The organism is Pseudoalteromonas rubra, from assembly GCF_000238295.3.
GTDB classification, from domain to species: domain Bacteria; phylum Pseudomonadota; class Gammaproteobacteria; order Enterobacterales; family Alteromonadaceae; genus Pseudoalteromonas; species Pseudoalteromonas rubra.
Window position 1 is genome coordinate 1 of sequence record NZ_AHCD03000039.1, and the last position, 16,567, is coordinate 16,567.

The 16,567-nt window shown below is 47.3% G+C and carries 13 protein-coding genes and 4 tRNA genes; 6 read left to right on the plus strand and 11 right to left on the minus strand.

The genetic code is table 11. From position 1 onward, the window contains the following. From PRUB_RS18745 to PRUB_RS18760, 4 genes are all read left to right on the plus strand, one after another. Positions 1-216: hypothetical protein (locus tag PRUB_RS18745; RefSeq protein WP_198452378.1), on the plus strand; the 216-nt coding region annotated here is incomplete at its 5' end. 34 nt (positions 217-250) lie between these two features. After that, entirely contained in the window at positions 251-5,488 is a 5,238-nt protein-coding gene (locus tag PRUB_RS18750; RefSeq protein ID WP_198452379.1) for an RHS repeat-associated core domain-containing protein, read from the plus strand. Continuing rightward, complete coding sequence (locus PRUB_RS18755) at positions 5,482-5,754, plus strand: hypothetical protein (RefSeq protein ID WP_010386572.1); 273 nt, start codon at positions 5,482-5,484, stop codon at positions 5,752-5,754. Before PRUB_RS18750 ends, PRUB_RS18755 begins: the two co-directional genes overlap by 7 nt. 581 nt (positions 5,755-6,335) lie before the next feature. Further along, positions 6,336-6,905: a hypothetical protein gene (locus PRUB_RS18760; protein WP_010386562.1), complete on the plus strand. Its 570-nt coding sequence runs from the start codon at positions 6,336-6,338 to the stop codon at positions 6,903-6,905. Positions 6,906-7,099: 194 nt separating this feature from the next. On the opposite strand, the gene PRUB_RS18765 is transcribed toward PRUB_RS18760, so the two are convergent. Further along, positions 7,100-7,618, minus strand: coding sequence for a GNAT family N-acetyltransferase (locus tag PRUB_RS18765; protein ID WP_010386560.1), 519 nt, complete (start codon positions 7,616-7,618; stop codon positions 7,100-7,102). Then, entirely contained in the window at positions 7,602-7,862 is a 261-nt protein-coding gene (locus PRUB_RS18770) for a helix-turn-helix domain-containing protein (protein ID WP_010386559.1), read from the minus strand. Before PRUB_RS18770 ends, PRUB_RS18765 begins: the two co-directional genes overlap by 17 nt. Positions 7,863-8,270: 408 nt before the next feature. Between PRUB_RS18770 and PRUB_RS18775 the strand changes: the two genes are divergently transcribed. Then, positions 8,271-8,615, plus strand: coding sequence for a hypothetical protein (locus PRUB_RS18775; RefSeq protein WP_010386557.1), 345 nt, complete (start codon positions 8,271-8,273; stop codon positions 8,613-8,615). 23 nt (positions 8,616-8,638) lie between these two features. Here PRUB_RS18775 and lnt read toward each other — a convergent pair whose 3' ends face one another. The 5 genes from lnt to miaB are packed head-to-tail and all read right to left on the minus strand — an operon-like array spanning position 8,639 to position 14,125. Continuing rightward, the gene (gene lnt / locus PRUB_RS18780) at positions 8,639-10,219 is read right to left on the minus strand and encodes an apolipoprotein N-acyltransferase (protein ID WP_010386555.1); all 1,581 of its coding nucleotides are present in this window, start codon (positions 10,217-10,219) and stop codon (positions 8,639-8,641) included. Beyond that, complete coding sequence (gene corC, locus PRUB_RS18785; protein ID WP_010386554.1) at positions 10,197-11,075, minus strand: CNNM family magnesium/cobalt transport protein CorC; 879 nt, start codon at positions 11,073-11,075, stop codon at positions 10,197-10,199. Before corC ends, lnt begins: the two co-directional genes overlap by 23 nt. Before the next feature lie 22 nt (positions 11,076-11,097). Beyond that, positions 11,098-11,556 carry an rRNA maturation RNase YbeY gene (gene ybeY, locus PRUB_RS18790; RefSeq protein WP_010386553.1) on the minus strand — a complete coding sequence of 153 codons (459 nt, stop codon included), beginning with the start codon at positions 11,554-11,556 and terminating at the stop codon, positions 11,098-11,100. Then, entirely contained in the window at positions 11,556-12,638 is a 1,083-nt protein-coding gene (locus PRUB_RS18795) for a PhoH family protein (RefSeq protein WP_010386552.1), read from the minus strand. The genes ybeY and PRUB_RS18795 overlap by 1 nt, the downstream gene beginning before the upstream one ends. A 53-nt stretch (positions 12,639-12,691) precedes the next feature. Further along, entirely contained in the window at positions 12,692-14,125 is a 1,434-nt protein-coding gene (gene miaB / locus PRUB_RS18800) for a tRNA (N6-isopentenyl adenosine(37)-C2)-methylthiotransferase MiaB (protein WP_010386551.1), read from the minus strand. 326 nt (positions 14,126-14,451) lie between these two features. On the opposite strand from miaB, the gene PRUB_RS18805 reads away from it, so the two are divergent. Further along, entirely contained in the window at positions 14,452-15,615 is a 1,164-nt protein-coding gene (locus PRUB_RS18805) for an FAD-dependent oxidoreductase (protein WP_010386550.1), read from the plus strand. A gap of 166 nt (positions 15,616-15,781) precedes the next feature. On the opposite strand, the gene PRUB_RS18810 is transcribed toward PRUB_RS18805, so the two are convergent. The 4 genes from PRUB_RS18810 to PRUB_RS18825 all read right to left on the minus strand — a co-directional run bounded on the left by PRUB_RS18810 (position 15,782) and on the right by PRUB_RS18825 (position 16,480). Further along, positions 15,782-15,866: transfer RNA gene (locus PRUB_RS18810), tRNA-Leu, on the minus strand. 135 nt (positions 15,867-16,001) lie between these two features. Further along, positions 16,002-16,086, minus strand: a tRNA-Leu gene (locus PRUB_RS18815). Positions 16,087-16,202: 116 nt separating this feature from the next. Next, positions 16,203-16,277, minus strand: a tRNA-Gln gene (locus PRUB_RS18820). 118 nt (positions 16,278-16,395) lie between these two features. After that, a tRNA-Leu gene (locus PRUB_RS18825) sits at positions 16,396-16,480 on the minus strand. Positions 16,481-16,567 lie beyond the last annotated feature (87 nt).

Consider the following 16,567-nt stretch of genomic DNA (forward strand, 5'->3'; position numbering starts at 1 on the left):
ACCACCGATCCGCAAACGAACATCAAAACAACGACGCGCTATCATCAGAGCTGGCCACTGACGGGTAAGCCTCAGTTCACCAAATCTTATGCTGGCGACAACCTGATCACGCATGCAACCTCGACCTGGAGACAGCATACCGACAAGCAGGGATCACTCCTTTTCTCCGGATCGGAACAACGAAGGGTGCTATTCATCTCATTCAATAGAGCGTAAATTCACCAAAAGTGCGGATATTAACGCAGATGGTGTGTCCGACTTCATTGTCAGACTGAAAACCAGTTATGGCCCAATGTATGGTCAGGCTGGGTGTCCGGGTTCTCGTACGGCATATAAATATAAGCTGCTGCTGAGTAAAGGCACTGATGAATATAGTAAGTTCGACTATGACTTCAGTGATGTGGAAGACATTCGGTTTGCAGACTTAAATGGTGATGGCCTGTCTGATCTGGTGTTTGCTAAAGACAGTGGCTGGCAATATCGCCTGGGCACAGGCAATGCAGCCGCGCCGTTACAGTCGGCAAAAAGCTTGTCGATCCTCTCTGCAAAAATGGGCACTGAGAGTTACCGTGGGAATGTTCACTTTGCGGATGTAAACCAGGATAACATTGCTGATATCATCGCACTTAACCATACCCGCGTTGTACTGCGGGAGGGATATTGCCGCTGGGTAGGGGATGGCCAGCCCCATGGTATTGAACCTGAAGTGCCTGCGTTAGCAGAGGAAGTGACAACCACGTCATGGCGCAATTGTGGTACGGGCTATATCTGGGTCGATACAACCTATACCGATGGGATGCAGGCCACTGTCTGGACAGGGAAAACAACCAGCGCCACGAGTATTGGCTACACGGAAATCAAACTGGGCAGTGGTTTAAGAGGGACAGCCCACACGCTTAAAATTGGTGACATAGATGGTGACGGCCTGGTTGATGTGTTGCGCAGCAGTACGGCTGCCACGTCCAATGCGACCTTTGCGCACTATCGTAATACGATGCTGAGCGCCAGTGTAGCCTCACATAAGCTGACCAAGGTCACCACAGGTTTCGGTGTTGAAACCGACATTAACTATAAGAAGATATCAGACAGCGCGGTGTACACCCATTTACCGGCGTTTAATACCTTAGGTAAGGTGAATGCGAACTTCTTCTCACCAAAATTTGGTATGTGGCTGGTGAGCAGTGTCTATTCAGATTCTAATGGCAGTGGTTCATCGGCCCAGCAAGTGGGTGTTAAATACAAATACTCCGGGTTTAAGATTGATAAACTGGGTCGCGGGCCACAGGGCTTCTATGAAATAGAAACCACCGATCCGCAAACGAACATCAAAACAACGACGCGCTATCATCAGAGCTGGCCACTGACGGGCAAACCTCAGTTCACCAAATCTTATGCCGGCGACAATCTGATCACGCATGCAACCTCGACCTGGAGACAGCATACCGACAAGCAGGGATCACTCTTTGTTTATCTTCGTCACAGTGATGAAAAAGGCTGGCAGATAGGTACTGATGGCGTCCGCCGCCCCATCAAACGCATTATGGTGACCAACAGTTATGACTCAGGACTGACTGACAAATGGGGTAACCTGACGAGCAATACTACGGCGACTTATATGCCAACGGGCAGTGGCCAGGATAGCTGGACTGTGGCGCACATCACCAGTTCAACCAACGCCTATTACACGGGGGCGGACTATCTGAGATATGGGCGTTTAAAATCAAGCTCGGTGAGACAGCTGCAATACGCTAAGCAGGGGCTGGCTTATTCTCATTTGACCCGTAAAACGGAGTTTACTTACTACGATAACTTGATGCTGAAAAGCGAAACCGTTGCGCCTGAATGCTCGGGCAGCGGCACGAGTCGAAATAATGCGAACCACTGTGATGCCAGTAACAAGTACACCAAAACAAAGCATTACGATGCGTTTGGTAATGTGAAGCAAATTGATGTAACCGCAGGCTCAGAGACTCGCTCCAGTTATACCCAGTATGACAGCACGGGCGAGCTGGTTGTCAGAAAGACGAATGCGCTGAATCAGGCTGTTACATTTTTATATAATGGTGTCAGTAACCCGGATGGACGCATTGAGTCTGTCACAGAAACCAGCCCCAATGGCGTGTCAATAACGAAACTTCTGAACCAGTGGGGAGAAGCGGTAGAGACCCGTTTTGCGGACGGGACTTATCAGAAGCGTGAAACCTTATCCTGTGGCAGCAGCTCGCTGTGTTCATCGGTGAGCGGACGCTACTATACTAAATCCACTCAATCTGGCATGGCTGCGCAGTATGAGGTGTTTGATATATATGGCCGTAATGTGCGCAATACCAAAGCACTGGTTGATGGCAGTGTGGCGTATGAGGATATCACCTACGACCGACACAACAACCCGGTCACCAAGACACTGCCCTATAAATTGGGAGAGACTAAGTACACGACGCGCTTCGACTTTGATGGTTACAACCGGTTAGAAAAGACGACGCTACCCAGTGGTAAAGCGACAAGCATTCAGTATCTGGGCCATTTAACCCGGACCACGGATGTGGGTGGCAGTAATGATAATTATAGTGCCAGCAGCTACAAACGCGATGAAATGCAGGATGTGCAGGGTCGTACATTGTATAAGACAGATCCTTATACAGGCTCTAATCCGGATATTGTGAACCGTGTTAAGTTTGGCTACAACGCGTTTGGCAACGTAGTGAGCACGACCAATGCGGTTTATAATAGCAGCTCAGGGCAGTTTAAAAACACCGCAATCACAACGCACTACGACCGTTATGGCAGAAAAATCAAGGTAGAAGATCCCAGCCGGGGAACCTGGCAGCTGTATTACAACGGCTTCGGAGAGGTTGTTAAAGAGGTGAACGGTCGCTCTGAAACAAAAGAAACCTTCTATAATAAGCTGGGTCAGGTATCGCGTACTGTTCAGCTGGATAAAACCGTGTCTGGCCGTTCCCTGATCAGCTGTAATGTCTATGGCAACAGCAAATCTGCGCATAACATTGGTAAACTGACCGACTCTTATCAGTTCCGTGTGACGGGCTCAGCGGCAAGCTGCGAAAACCTAATTGCCAACAACACGGCGAGTATCAGTAAGCATTACACCTTTGATGACTTAGGTCGCCCTGAAAGCAGTGTGACTAAAAATGCCGGTGGTGAGTTTAAATCTGTGTCCAGTTATAACAGCCTGGGTCAGATTAGCCAGATGGCATTGCCAAACGGCATGTTTGTGAAGTCGTATTACACAAATGGTAAGCTGCGCAGTAACTATGATGCCGCCACGAATAAGTTGTTGAGCAAAATTGAGCGTGTTGATGCACAAGGCCGGGTGACACAGCAGACGTTTGCCGGTGGGGTATCCCGGACCCAGTCGTTTGAAAAAGACAGTGCCTTCATTGACTCAATTTCTATTTCTAATGCGACGCAGACGCTGTATACGGTGAATTATAAGCATGATATCCGTGGCACCACGCGTCATCGTATCAGTCAGTATTATGAGCCGGGCGTCGGCAATGACTCGTTTAAATTCACCGAGTCATTTGGCTATGAAAATAACGGTCTGCAGCGTCTCGAAACCCGCACGGTAAGCCATGCCAGCACCCGTTATGGTGTTTCATTGCGCCTGGCCAATCAAACCTACAGCTATGATGCATATGGCAATATCAAAACCAACACCAATGTAGGGACTTACCACTATACGAATGCCAGCAACCCATATCAGCTGATGTCAGTTTCGGGGGCAAGTGGTAAGCGCAGCTATAGCATGTCTTATGATAGTCATGGCAATATTGTTAATGATGGTCAGCGTCGTTTTTACTACACCCAGTTTGATAAGCCTTATAAAATCACCAAGGACAATAATACCTATACTGAATTCCGGTATGACGAAGCAGGTAACCGCTATTACCGTAAAGACGTACAGCTGGTGAATGGCAGTTCACAAACGAAACAGGTGTACTACGTTGGTAAGGTGTATGAGCTGATCAAGCAGTCAGGGGGTAAAAACAGCAGTGGCAGTGCTTTGCCATCGCAAATTGAACATCGCTGGTATGCAGGTGGTGTGGTTATCAGCCAGGTTGAGGGTCAGGCACAAAAAACTCAGGTTGCGCACAGCGATATGCTGGGCTCAACGGTGCTGGTGACCAATGACAGCGGCAGTGCGATTGCACAGTACATTTACGACCCTTGGGGTAAACAGCAGCGGGTGTACGCGGCTTCTGAAATGGGCAGCAGCCTGTTACCACTGACACAGATGCGGGCCTTTACCGGGCACGAGCAGGTAGATCAGCTCGAGGTCATACATATGAACGGGCGTATCTATGATGCCAATCTGGGTCGATTCTTACAGGCGGATCCGTTTGTTCAGTTCCCGGATTTAACACAAAGCCACAACCGTTACAGTTATGTGTTGAATAACCCACTGACTTACAACGACCCAAGTGGTTACTTCCTGAAGAAGTTAATGAAGATCACGGGGCTGAGCTCACTGCTCAAGGCCATTGCGAAGATCCCCATTCTGGATGCGGCGGTCAGTATTGCGTTGGGGATATATGCGCCCTGGGCATTGCCGTTATATCAGGGGCTGAAAACCTATGCGGTAACGGGGAGTTTCGGTGCAGCACTCAAGGCCTATGTGATCTCCAGCGTGACCATTGGTGTTTCTGAAGTGATTGGAGGCGCGTTACCTTTTGAAGCGGGAGGCTTAACTGCGGTCGCGAATGTTGCTTCTCATGCGATGGTTGGGGGGATCACCTCCGTTCTGCAAGGGGGTAAATTTGGTCACGGTTTTGTCAGCTCTATGGTGACGGCGAGTATGAAAGGGTTTATGAACCCTAAGACCACAAACTTTGGTAATGCCTATACTCGGACTATCATTGCGGGTCTTGTAGGGGGCACGGTCTCTGAACTCACCGGAGGTAAGTTCGCGAATGGTGCGGTCACTTCAGCCATGCAGTGGTGGTATAATGCTGAGGGAGGCGGTAAACATGAGGCACAAAGAAAGGCTGCTGAAGAAAAGCGCAAGTTACATATGAGTAAAGTAAAGAAGGTTGGTGTTCAACTCAGTGTACCAAGCACGCTCGTTGAGCTGGTTGGAGGCGACTCCAATGGGCATGGAATAAGCCTTGAAGTGGGAGTCGTTTTTGGAGAATCCTGGGAGGAGTTTGCTGGCTTGTATTTTACTTCTGGCGCTGAAGAAGGGCTTTCAGGCAACTTGGGCCCCAAACCATTTGGCAAATTAAGTCGGTTAGGTGCGGCAATAACCCTTGGCGAAAGTGCGGGTACTTTCATCGATTTTGCCGGCGGTGCTACTAATGTGGCCGTGGGGGCAGGATTTAATTTTGAAGGTTCACTCAGCCATGCTGGTATGCCAGGCTACTCTATTTCATTAGGTCCTATGGTGGGAGCGAGCGTTTCAAGAACAAATACTCATGTTTTATCGTTTTCCGGTTTAATAAGCGATAGCAGTTGTGGAGTTGCGTGTTGATTAAGATTTTAGTTTTTATCACTTTATTTATTGCCGTAATTTTTGCGATTAGAGAGTTTGCAACCTTTATCGGGTACGTGATCTATCGCAAAGAGGGCTGGTTAAAGAAGCTATTTACGAGTGTTTTATTGATAATTGGCTTATTTGTTTCAGTAAATTATGTCATTAATAATCCTGACACTTTTGACTTTAAAGTGATTGATGTACATGAAGAAAGAGAGAAGAGAGCCAAGGGGGAAGACTACGTCGGCAACCCTGATCGATAGGAAGTCACATCCAGGAAATTAATTAAGAGGATGCAGGTATACTCGGGCCATATTGATTGCGCTTGTAAGCGCAGTTAGGCTCGAGTTTACTTGTGTAGGAACGTCCTCTAAATATTAATATGGAAATTATAAGTAACTTGATATTGAAAGACTTTTCATTTCGGTAAGCGGTGCAAGGATGTGTGAGTGTTATGTTGCTAATCCGCATGAATAGACTTTGGACAGGCCTTTCAGCATCATAATTAATTTGGTCAGGCTAAGTTTGTAAAAGCACTCACTACAGGGCCTTTGCAAATAAGGTATCTCACCTCCTTCCTTTATTAAATTAACTAAAGATAGATCGCGAACGGGCTCTGAGGGGCATGCTTCACTAATGTGATAGAAACCCCATGGAGTCCTGTTTCTGCTGTTGAAGAACACAATAGCTTTTGTGGGCAGAAAAACAGCATACTTGACGTGTAGCATGAAAGTTGTAATGCCCCAAAATTCAAGAATAAGTTGAATGCTTTTATGTACATTATACGTGGCATTGAGATGTTTCATATTAGAGAGGTATCACCACAGTGTGCGGAAATGGTGTAATGCCGGTAAGAGGATTGGTTTTTCTGGTGGGCATGGCTGTGTCTCAGAGCTTTGCTTGTCAGGAAAAACTAAATAAATTGGAATATATTCGCTTTCATTATGTGAGCGAGCAGGTATTTCCCTATCAGCAACTTGGGATTGAGACTGTCAGAGCCAGGCTGTTTGGGAAAGAAGTCTTAATGGCGAAGGCAGACTTACAGGAATCAGAAGAGATCTCGGTTGCTGAGGAGGTCTACAAATCCAATATTTATGCACACCCGAAGTATGAGCTGAGTTATTCAGTGAGTCCGGCCCCTTTTTCCAGTAAGGGGAAGGGGAGTTTCAATGTTTTGCTTACAAGCATATCGGAAATTTACAAGCTGCCTTTGTGCAGTGACGAATTGAGCGATAAGTTAACGGAGATTGTTGCCTTAGTTGACTCACCTGAGCCGCCGAAGATGCTGCATGTGTATATAGATAAGCATAACAAACATATTCTGGCGATGAATAAACAGTCATGGCGGAGTATCTATCCATCTGTTGATCAAGAGCGACTGATTATTGGAATGGGCATTTCGCTTGAGCATTAGGTACGCGAGTACAGATACTGACCGCTGATTGAGTACACTTAGCAAAACTAAAAATGCCTCTGTTAACAGGGGCATTTTTTATTGGAATCTCGAAAGGTGCTCACTTTGCCTGAGCGCATACGGTGATGCTTTCTGAGCGCCTGATAACCATTACCAGGTTAGGCAAAACACTTAAGTCTCTAAACTCTATCGCATTAACACAGTTGCTTGTAATAGTAACTTGTAGCGAATCTGTCACCTTGCTGGTTGTTAACGTAAAACGGGATTTCTCCGGCTTTGTTGAATCCAACTGCCTGGTAAAACAGTTCTGATTTATCACCACTTTGCGTATCCAGTACTAACAATGAAATGCCGGCCTGGCTGGCATAGGTTTCAAGACGTTGCATCAATGCCTGCGCTATGCCCTGACGTTGATAAGCCGGGTGCACCAGTAATTTTTCTACTTCACCCCGGTGTCGGCCATTTTGTTTCTGACAAGGCACCAGTTGCACAGAAGCAACCAGCTGTTCATCTATATAAGCGCCCAGTAACACGCGTGTGTTGGCGAACAGCTCAGTGTTCACCTGGGCCCAGTAGTTGGCCATCTGCGGATCTGAGATTGGGTGGTAGAACCCAAGCGATGCGCCCTCGGTGACACAGGCCTGTAGCTGACATGCAAGCGCCTGTTGCAGCTTGGGGGTGATCTCGGCGAGCGGCTCAATTAGGAGTGGCATAGTCACTTTCCTTTATAGTGGCTAATTCTTCTCGGATCTGGCGTAGCTGATATTCGAGTTGCTGCTTTTGTTGTAAAAGCTGCGAATAGCGCGATTGTGGTTGTTTATATCGCAGCGCGGCATAGAGCGTGCGCTGAGATAAGTCATACTGACTGGCCGCTTCGTGAATGGTTAGTTGCTGACTCTTTACCATATGGACCGCACACAGCACGCTAGGGTGAGTTAGGGAGAGCTTGGCGGCCATGTTAACACTCCTTTGTGTGATTGAACTGACAATCTCTGGGTGGCCATACGCTACAGTCTATATGCCATATCAGGGTAAGCGTTTCTAACCAGCTGTTCATTATATATGCTCCTATTTCACCTGTACGCTTAGTGATAAGAAAGATATATGCCAAGATTTAAATGCATTTAAAATCATAGATTTGAATCTTTACCTGGATGAGGAAAGGCAAGCATTGCACCGAAAAGATGCAATAAAAATGCCCTAATGGCGCAATCTTTATTGAACACAATGACCCTACGATTACCTTAGAATCAAATATGATACGAGCTTATTTTGCCCAGTATCATTGCTACTGGATCATTGTTTTTATAGAAGGTGTGATAACATCAGTTTCGAGGATTTAATTTAAAAAATAGGATAAGGAAAATGAAGAAAATAATAGCAACACTTGCGTTATCACTGGCAAGCTTGTCCGCTCAGGCTTACTATTGTAATGGAAAAGTTGAAGCGGTAGATCTTACACCCGGTGGAACTGTCTTGCTGACCGTGACCAACCTAGGTGAAGCCAATACGGTTTGCAATTTGACGGCAAAATCGGGCAATTTCACGCCTGAAGCCTGTCATGCGATTTTTAGTCAAATGCTGGCAGCAAGCATGGCCGATAAGAGCGTGACTCTGTGGTTCAAAAATGGCGATTATAACCAATGTACCAAAACAAACTGGGGTAATTTCCAGAGACATGGCTTATATCACTTGAGAGTTAGAGGCTAAAGTAGGACAGAGCGCAACCAGGTTTATAAGTAGTTGCGCTCGAATTTACTGGTCAGTCGTGTTGCACCCCTTGTAAACATAACAAGGCAGAGCAAGATAAAGACAATCCCCCAAACCCATTTATTTCCATGCTGACTATACCAGCTGTCCCCGCGCATCAGTTTCACGTCCAGCAACATTGTCTCCTCTACAAACTGAGGCAAGGTGTGCTGTGTCTGACTGAGTGGATCATAAATCCCGCTGATCCCATTGTTGGTTACCCGAACCAGAGGGCGTTGTAGTTCCAGCGCGCGCATCCGGGCAATTTGCATATGCTGATGCGGGCCGTGTGAATCCCCAAACCAGGCATCATTGCTGACGGTAAAGAGAATATCAGACTGACTGGTGTAGTTGTTTCTGACCAGTTCACTGAAGGCAATTTCGTAGCAGATAGCAGGCAGAACATGTAACCCATTAGCTATCAGGTTTGCTTGCTGTGCGTCACCCCGGGAGAAGGAAGACATGGCCAGATTGAACAGGGGGGCAACCGGCCGCAACCACTTTTCAAAAGGAACAAACTCTCCGATGGGGAGCAGCTGATGTTTTTGATAGCGATTTGTGTGCAGGTACTGATAATGACCCTGCTCGTCGTCTGCCTGTTGCTTACCCACGACAATCAGGGTGTTGTAAACATTGCGGGTGTCGAACTGATAATCAGGAATGCCCGTGATTAACGCGCTCTGATTGAAAGCCGCGGCTTTGTCCAGGTTGTGTAAAAAGTCGAAGGCTAAGTCTTCAAGCTCCGGAATAGCTGCTTCGGGCCAGACAACCAGATCAGCTTGTTGCCACAATGGCCGGGTCATATCCTGGTATTTTGACATGGTCGGCCAGAATTGCTCTGGTTCCCAGCGCAGGCTTTGTTGAATATTGCCCTGAACCAATAAGATACGGGTTTGCTCGCCCGTGTATTCAACCGGGTTGTTTGTCGTGTGAGTCACAACAGAGAGTACTGACAGAGGCAGCAGGGCGAACACAGTTAATTGATAGCACTTATGCCGAAGCAGATAATATAGCAGCGCACCAAACAACACACACACCAGAGTCAGGCCAAACTCACCAATCCAGGGCGCGAGCATGTTCAGCGGTGAGTCGGTCTGACTATAGCCAAAACTGAGCCAGGGGAACCCGGTCAGTAAAGTACCGCGTAGATATTCAAATATCGCAAATCCGCTTAGCAGCAGCGCTACACGTTGCCAGGGCTTATCTGAGAAGCGTGTCGCCAGCGCGAAGGCCAGCGCAGGATAAATAGCCAGATAGGCACAGAGCAGGCCCATTAATAACAGCGAAGCAGGTAAAGGCAAACCACCGAACTGCGCAATGGACACATGCACCCAGCTTATCCCGGCCGCAAACCAGCCAAAGCCAAATAAAAAACCATATTTAGCGGATTGTTTACTAGATGATTGATCGGTGACAAAACACGCAACTGCGAGTGCAACGAAGGTGATGGGCCAGAGCCCAAACGGAGCATAACTGAAAGTCAGTGAGGCACCGCTTAGCAGTGCCAGCCACGTAAACTTGTCAGTAAGTAGGGGGGTGAGTTTATTCGAAAACGTCTTCAACATGTTCGGTTTTTGGCATCGTCACCTGTAACTGCAAAATGCGGCGATTGTCCGAATTGGTGACCTTGAATTGCAAGGGAGCAATGTCAATGGTTTCGCCGCGGCTTGGCATATGGCCAAATGCATGCAAGATGATCCCGCCTATGGTGTCTGCTTCCTGCGTGTCATACTCCGTCTTGAAGTACTCGTTAAACTCATCCAGTGGCGTCAGAGCCTGAACGTTAAACACGTGCTTAGATAACTGACGGATAGCCTGTTGCTCGTCTTCATTATCGTGTTCATCTTCGATTTCACCGACGATTGTCTCAAGAATGTCTTCAATGGTCACCAGGCCTGAAACGCCTCCGTACTCATCAATGACAATGGCCATGTGGTAGCGCTTTTGCCGAAACTCATTGAGCAGTGCATCAACACGTTTACTTTCAGGAACCACAACCGCCGGACGCAGGTACTCGCGGATGGTAGGTAATTCACTGTCACGCTGAACAATCAGGGGTAACAGATCTTTGGCCAGCAAAATGCCTTCGACATGATCTTTGTCTTCGCAAATGACCGGGAAACGCGAATGGCTGGATTCAACCATTGCGGGTAACTGCGACTCCAGGTCCTGATCAATATCCAGCGTCACCATTTGTGAACGCGGGATCATGATGTCGCGGACTTTTAATTCAGAAACACTGAGTACGCCTTCCATCATGTCTTTGGTTTCAGGATCGATCAGGGCTCTTTCCTGTGCGTCGGCAATTACCTCTACCAACTCTTCTTTGTTTTGGGGTTCCCCTTGCAGCATCTGTGTGATGCGTCCCAGCCAGGTCTTGCTAGAAGAACCCTGACTACTTTGCGAGTTTTCGTCGCTCATTGCGGTGTGTTACTCCAGTCGGTTAAACGTCATCTCGATATGGGTCAGCAATGCCCAGATCGGCTAAGAATTCTTTTTCAAGACTTTCCATTTCATCGGCGTCCTGTTCATTTATATGGTCAAAGCCCAACAAATGCAAGCACCCGTGTACCACCATATGGGCAAAATGATCGTGGAAAGTTTTTTCCTGTTCTTCGGCCTCTCGAAAAACAATCTGAGGACAAATAATTAGGTCGCCAACCAGTGGTAGTTCAATTCCAGGCGGTGCTTCGAAAGGGAATGACAGCACATTGGTGGGCTTGTCTTTGCCACGATATTGGCTGTTCAGCTCCTGGCTTTCCGCTTCATCTGCAATTCGGATAGTGACTTCGGCCTCTTCCTTATACGCAAGCAATGCTTTTTCGGCCCACAGCTGAAATTGCTCAGCCGAGGGTAAGTTGGCGAATTCACTGGCGACCTGTAGATCTACCTCAAGCGACATTAGGAGCGCTCCTCGTTGTTGGTATCTGATTGTGTATTTGCAGGCGTGGTATTGGCCTGTGCCTGTAATCTTGCCTGTTGTTTATTAAACTTTTCCTTTCGCTCAGCTTCTTCTTTTTTCTCGTAGGCTTCAACAATGCGCGCTACAACGGGATGACGCACGACATCGTGAGATTTAAAGAAGTTAAACGAAATCTCGTCTACCTCACCCAGCACGTCAATGGCGTGGCGCAGACCAGAGCGCGCACCGCGTGGTAAATCCACCTGAGTGATGTCACCGGTGATCACGGCTTTCGAGTTAAAGCCAATCCGGGTCAGGAACATCTTCATCTGCTCTGTGGTGGTGTTTTGACTTTCATCCAGAATAATAAAGGCGTCGTTCAGTGTTCGACCACGCATGTAAGCCAATGGCGCAACTTCTATCACGTTCTTTTCGATCAGACGCTCGACCTTTTCAAAGCCCAACATCTCAAACAGAGCATCGTAAAGCGGACGTAAGTAAGGGTCTATTTTTTGTGTCAGGTCGCCAGGTAAGAAACCCAGCTTTTCACCTGCTTCAACAGCTGGACGAGTCAACAGAATACGACGAATTTCCTGACGTTCCAGGGCATCTACCGCCGCCGCTACTGCCAGGTAGGTTTTACCTGTCCCTGCCGGACCGATACCAAAACAGATGTCATGGGTCAGAATATTGGCTACATACTGGCTTTGGTTGGGGTTGCGAGGTTTAACCACACCACGGCGTGTTTTGATAAAGACTTCTTTTTCCCACACATCCGGGGCTTCCTGCTCCAGGCAGTTGGCCTCAGTGATAGCCAAATGAACCTGGTCTGGCTCAATATCGACAAACTTGCCGCGTACGGGCTGAGTTTCTACATACAGGGATTTCAAAATGTCGACAGCAGCCTTAGCCACAACCGGTTGGCCGGTGACTTTGAACCAGTTATCTCTGTGGGTAATTTCAATGCCCAGACGACGTTCAATTTGCTTCAGGTTGTCATCAAAAGGCCCGCATAAAGAAGATAGGCGGTGATTGTCGGAGGGTTCCAGATAAAATTCGATATTCTTGACTTGGTTACTCAAAACAACTTCCTAATAACAAGACGCCAGCATCAGCTGGCGTCGAAATTCCAAGACTAAGGTGTAAAGGTCGCAACACCCAGTTCATTGGCTTCTGGTTCTGCTGGTGCACGGTTTAAGATATCCGAAGGTGCAACATCGCGGCGCAAGTCCATCTCAGCTTCGGTTCTGATCAGTTCACCACGCAATGAATTGGGCAGCGCCTCAGTGATACGTACGTCAACGAACTGACCGATCACTGAGTGTGGACCTTCAAAATTCACAACCCGGTTATTCTCGGTGCGACCGCGTAACTCCATTGGGTTCTTTTTCGAAGGACCTTCAACCAGGATGCGTTGCTCAGTGTCATGCATTTTACGGCTGATGTCCTGTGCCATCTGATTGATGCGATTTTGCAGCAAGTACAAACGCTCTTTCTTTTCTTGCTCGGTTACATCATCAGGCAGGTCGGATGCTGGCGTACCTGGACGAGCTGAATAGATAAAGCTGAAGCTCATATCAAAGCCAATGTCGTTGATCAGATTCATAGTCGCTTCGAAATCCGCTTTGCTTTCTCCCGGGAAACCAATGATGAAGTCTGAGCTCATGCTTAGGTTCGGGCGGATCTTACGCAGTTTGCGGATAGTAGATTTGTACTCCAGCGCCGTATGGCCACGCTTCATCAGGTTCAAAATGCGATCTGAGCCACTTTGAACCGGTAAGTGCAGGTGATCTACCAGTTCTGGTACGTCTGCGTATGCATCGATGATGTCAGGTGTAAACTCAACCGGGTGTGAGGTGGTGTACCGAATGCGGTCGATGCCATCGATGGCCGCGACAAAGCGCAGCAGATCAGAGAAATAGCAAATTTCGCCATCATGCATTTCACCGCGATAGGCGTTTACGTTTTGACCCAGCAGGTTCACCTCACGCACACCTTGCTCTGCCAGTTGCGCAACTTCAAGTAAAACATCATCAAGAGGACGGCTCACTTCCTCACCCCGCGTATAAGGTACAACGCAGAAAGTACAGTATTTAGAGCAGCCTTCCATAATGGATACGAACGCACTCGGGCCTTCAGCTTTTGGCTCTGGCAGGCGATCGAACTTTTCGATTTCCGGGAATGAAATATCGACCACAGAGCCTTGCTTGCTTTGGACCTGTTTAATCATTTCAGGCAGGCGGTGCAAAGTTTGCGGACCGAAAACGATATCAACAAATGGCGCACGTTGGCGGATTGTGTCGCCTTCCTGTGAAGCCACACAACCACCGACACCGATGACCAGATCTGGATTATCGTCTTTTAGCAACTTCCAGCGGCCCAGTTGGTGAAATACTTTTTCCTGTGCTTTTTCACGAATTGAACAGGTATTGAGTAGGATCACATCCGCTTGTTCAGCTTCTTCTGTCAGCTGATAGCCATTGGTGGAGTCAAGCAGATCCGCCATTTTCTGGGAGTCATACTCGTTCATCTGACAGCCCCAGGTTTTGATATGCAACTTTTTACTCATTGAAATAATGCCTCGTTTTCAACTCGGTGAATAGCACGATGTGCGACGCTAAAACAACTAATGTCACTAAGCCGACCCGCTCATCTCCTGAATCAATACAGAGCATAGCCTGTATCCTTGCCAGGATCTTGCGTGAAATTAGTTTAAAGGACGCGTATTTTATATGACCTAATGACACTAGCCAAGTATAGTTTTTAACTTTAAAAACCAAGATCAAGGCATCTTGTATTTGCTCAGCTACAATATGCAGGGCAATAAACCTTTCAGAACGAATTGGGTTACAATAGCGGGATATAACTTAGCAAGTTGAACTAAGGAAAAAGGGTATGAAAAACAAAGTGCTGATAGTCGGTGGTGGCATGGTTGGCGCAGCAGCTGCCGTGAAGCTCGCACAGCAAGGTCTGGCAGTCACAGTGCTCGAAACGCACCCATTGGATGCCATGCAGGCACTGACAGACGATACCATTGATATTCGAGTCTCTGCCATTAATCGCTTTTCAGAAGCCTTGCTGGATGAGCTACAGGCAATGCCGATGCTTCGCAATGCCAGGCTGGCACCGTATCAACAGCTCGAAGCGTATGAGCAGGAAAATAACAGCCTGTTATTTGATTGCGAGGAGCTGGCTACAACGCATTTAGGCCACATTGTTGAAAACCGTCTTATCCAGGCCAGTTTATGGGCACAATTCGAACGCCTTGGCATTCAGGTCGAGCAGGTTTCTGGTACGCCTCAGGCAATCAAGCAAGATACTGATTCGGTTGAGTTGATTTACCCGGAGCAAAGCTATCAGGCCGATTTACTCTTAGCTGCTGACGGAGGGCGCTCTGTGGCACGCAAACTGGCTGGCATTGGGGTGACCGGTTGGCAATATCAGCAGCATTGTATGGGTGTGCTGATCAAACTGGATGCGCCGCAGCAGGTAAAAACCTGGCAGCAGTTTAAGCCGTCCGGGCCAATTGCCTTTTTGCCTATGCAATACCCGTACGCCAATCTGATCTGGTATCACCATGGCAATGAGCTGGCGCAGATGAAGGCGTTATCGAATGCACAGTTAAAGGAGGAGATACAAAATCACTTCTTCGATTTACCCGGTGAGTTTGAAGTGTTGCAAAGCGCGGTATTTCCGTTAGCCAGACAACATGCTAATCAATACCATCAGGGGCGCGTTGCCTTGATTGGCGACTCAGCACATACCATCAATCCACTGGCCGGGCAGGGGGTGAATTTAGGATTCAAAGATGTGGCTGCGCTGGCCAGCGTACTGGAAGGCGCTGACGACATTGGTAACGCCGCCTTGCTGCGCCGCTATGAGCAGAGCCGTCGTAACGATAACCTGATGATGATGAGTATGATGGATGCGTGTTACTTTGGCTTCTCTAACGAAATTGCACCATTAAAGCATTTACGCAACCTAGTGTTAAAAGTGGCTAATCATGCCGGTCCAATTAAACGTGAAGTATTGAAACATGCAATGGGTGGCGTCGTTTAGACGTCATTCATGAAACATAAATGGTAGCAAGTATCGATAATAAATTAGCTAAAGCGATTTAAGTTAAAAAAATAGTAAAGATGAAGACAGAAGACGACCAAAAATATGGACTGCTGAGTCAAGAAATAGTTAAGTGAGTTTGCAAAGAATAATTAAGAAAACTAAATGGTGCGGAAAGAGAGACTTGAACTCTCACAACCGAAGTTACAGAAACCTGAATCCTGCGCGTCTACCAATTCCGCCACTTCCGCATCGTATATTTAGTTCATCAATGAAAAAGAAACCTGAATCTCATTCGACAACAATCAATTCTGAGAATTTCGAAATTTTACATTGATTATATTAGATTTAAGAAAGAAGGGAGATATCAAGAAAAGAGAGTTAAATGGTGCGGAAAGAGAGACTTGAACTCTCACAACCGAAGTTACAGAAACCTGAATCCTGCGCGTCTACCAATTCCGCCACTTCCGCATTAAATCTCTATCAATACAATGAAAAGAAACCTGAATCCTGCGTCTTATTCGACAACATCCAATTCCGCCACTTCCGCATCGTATATTTAACTGAATTTTCATCTCTTGAAGAGATGGCTGGAGTACCAGGATTTGAACCTGGGAATGGCGGGATCAAAACCCGCTGCCTTACCGCTTGGCGATACTCCAGCAATAATTCAAATCTTGAATCCAGATAAATCTAAATCGATAATATCCTTCTTCTTAACGCTTGATACTACAGAAATAAAAAGCGTAATCAAGTGTTTTAGTTCTAACTTGAAGAACATGGTGCGGAAGGAGAGACTTGAACTCTCACATCCGAAGATACTGGAACCTAAATCCAGCGCGTCTACCAATTCCGCCACTTCCGCATATTTTTTCGCTTTGATATTGGAACCTAAATCCAGCGTCTAGTTCAAGACATCTGGCCAATTCCGCCACTTCCGCATTTTTTATCT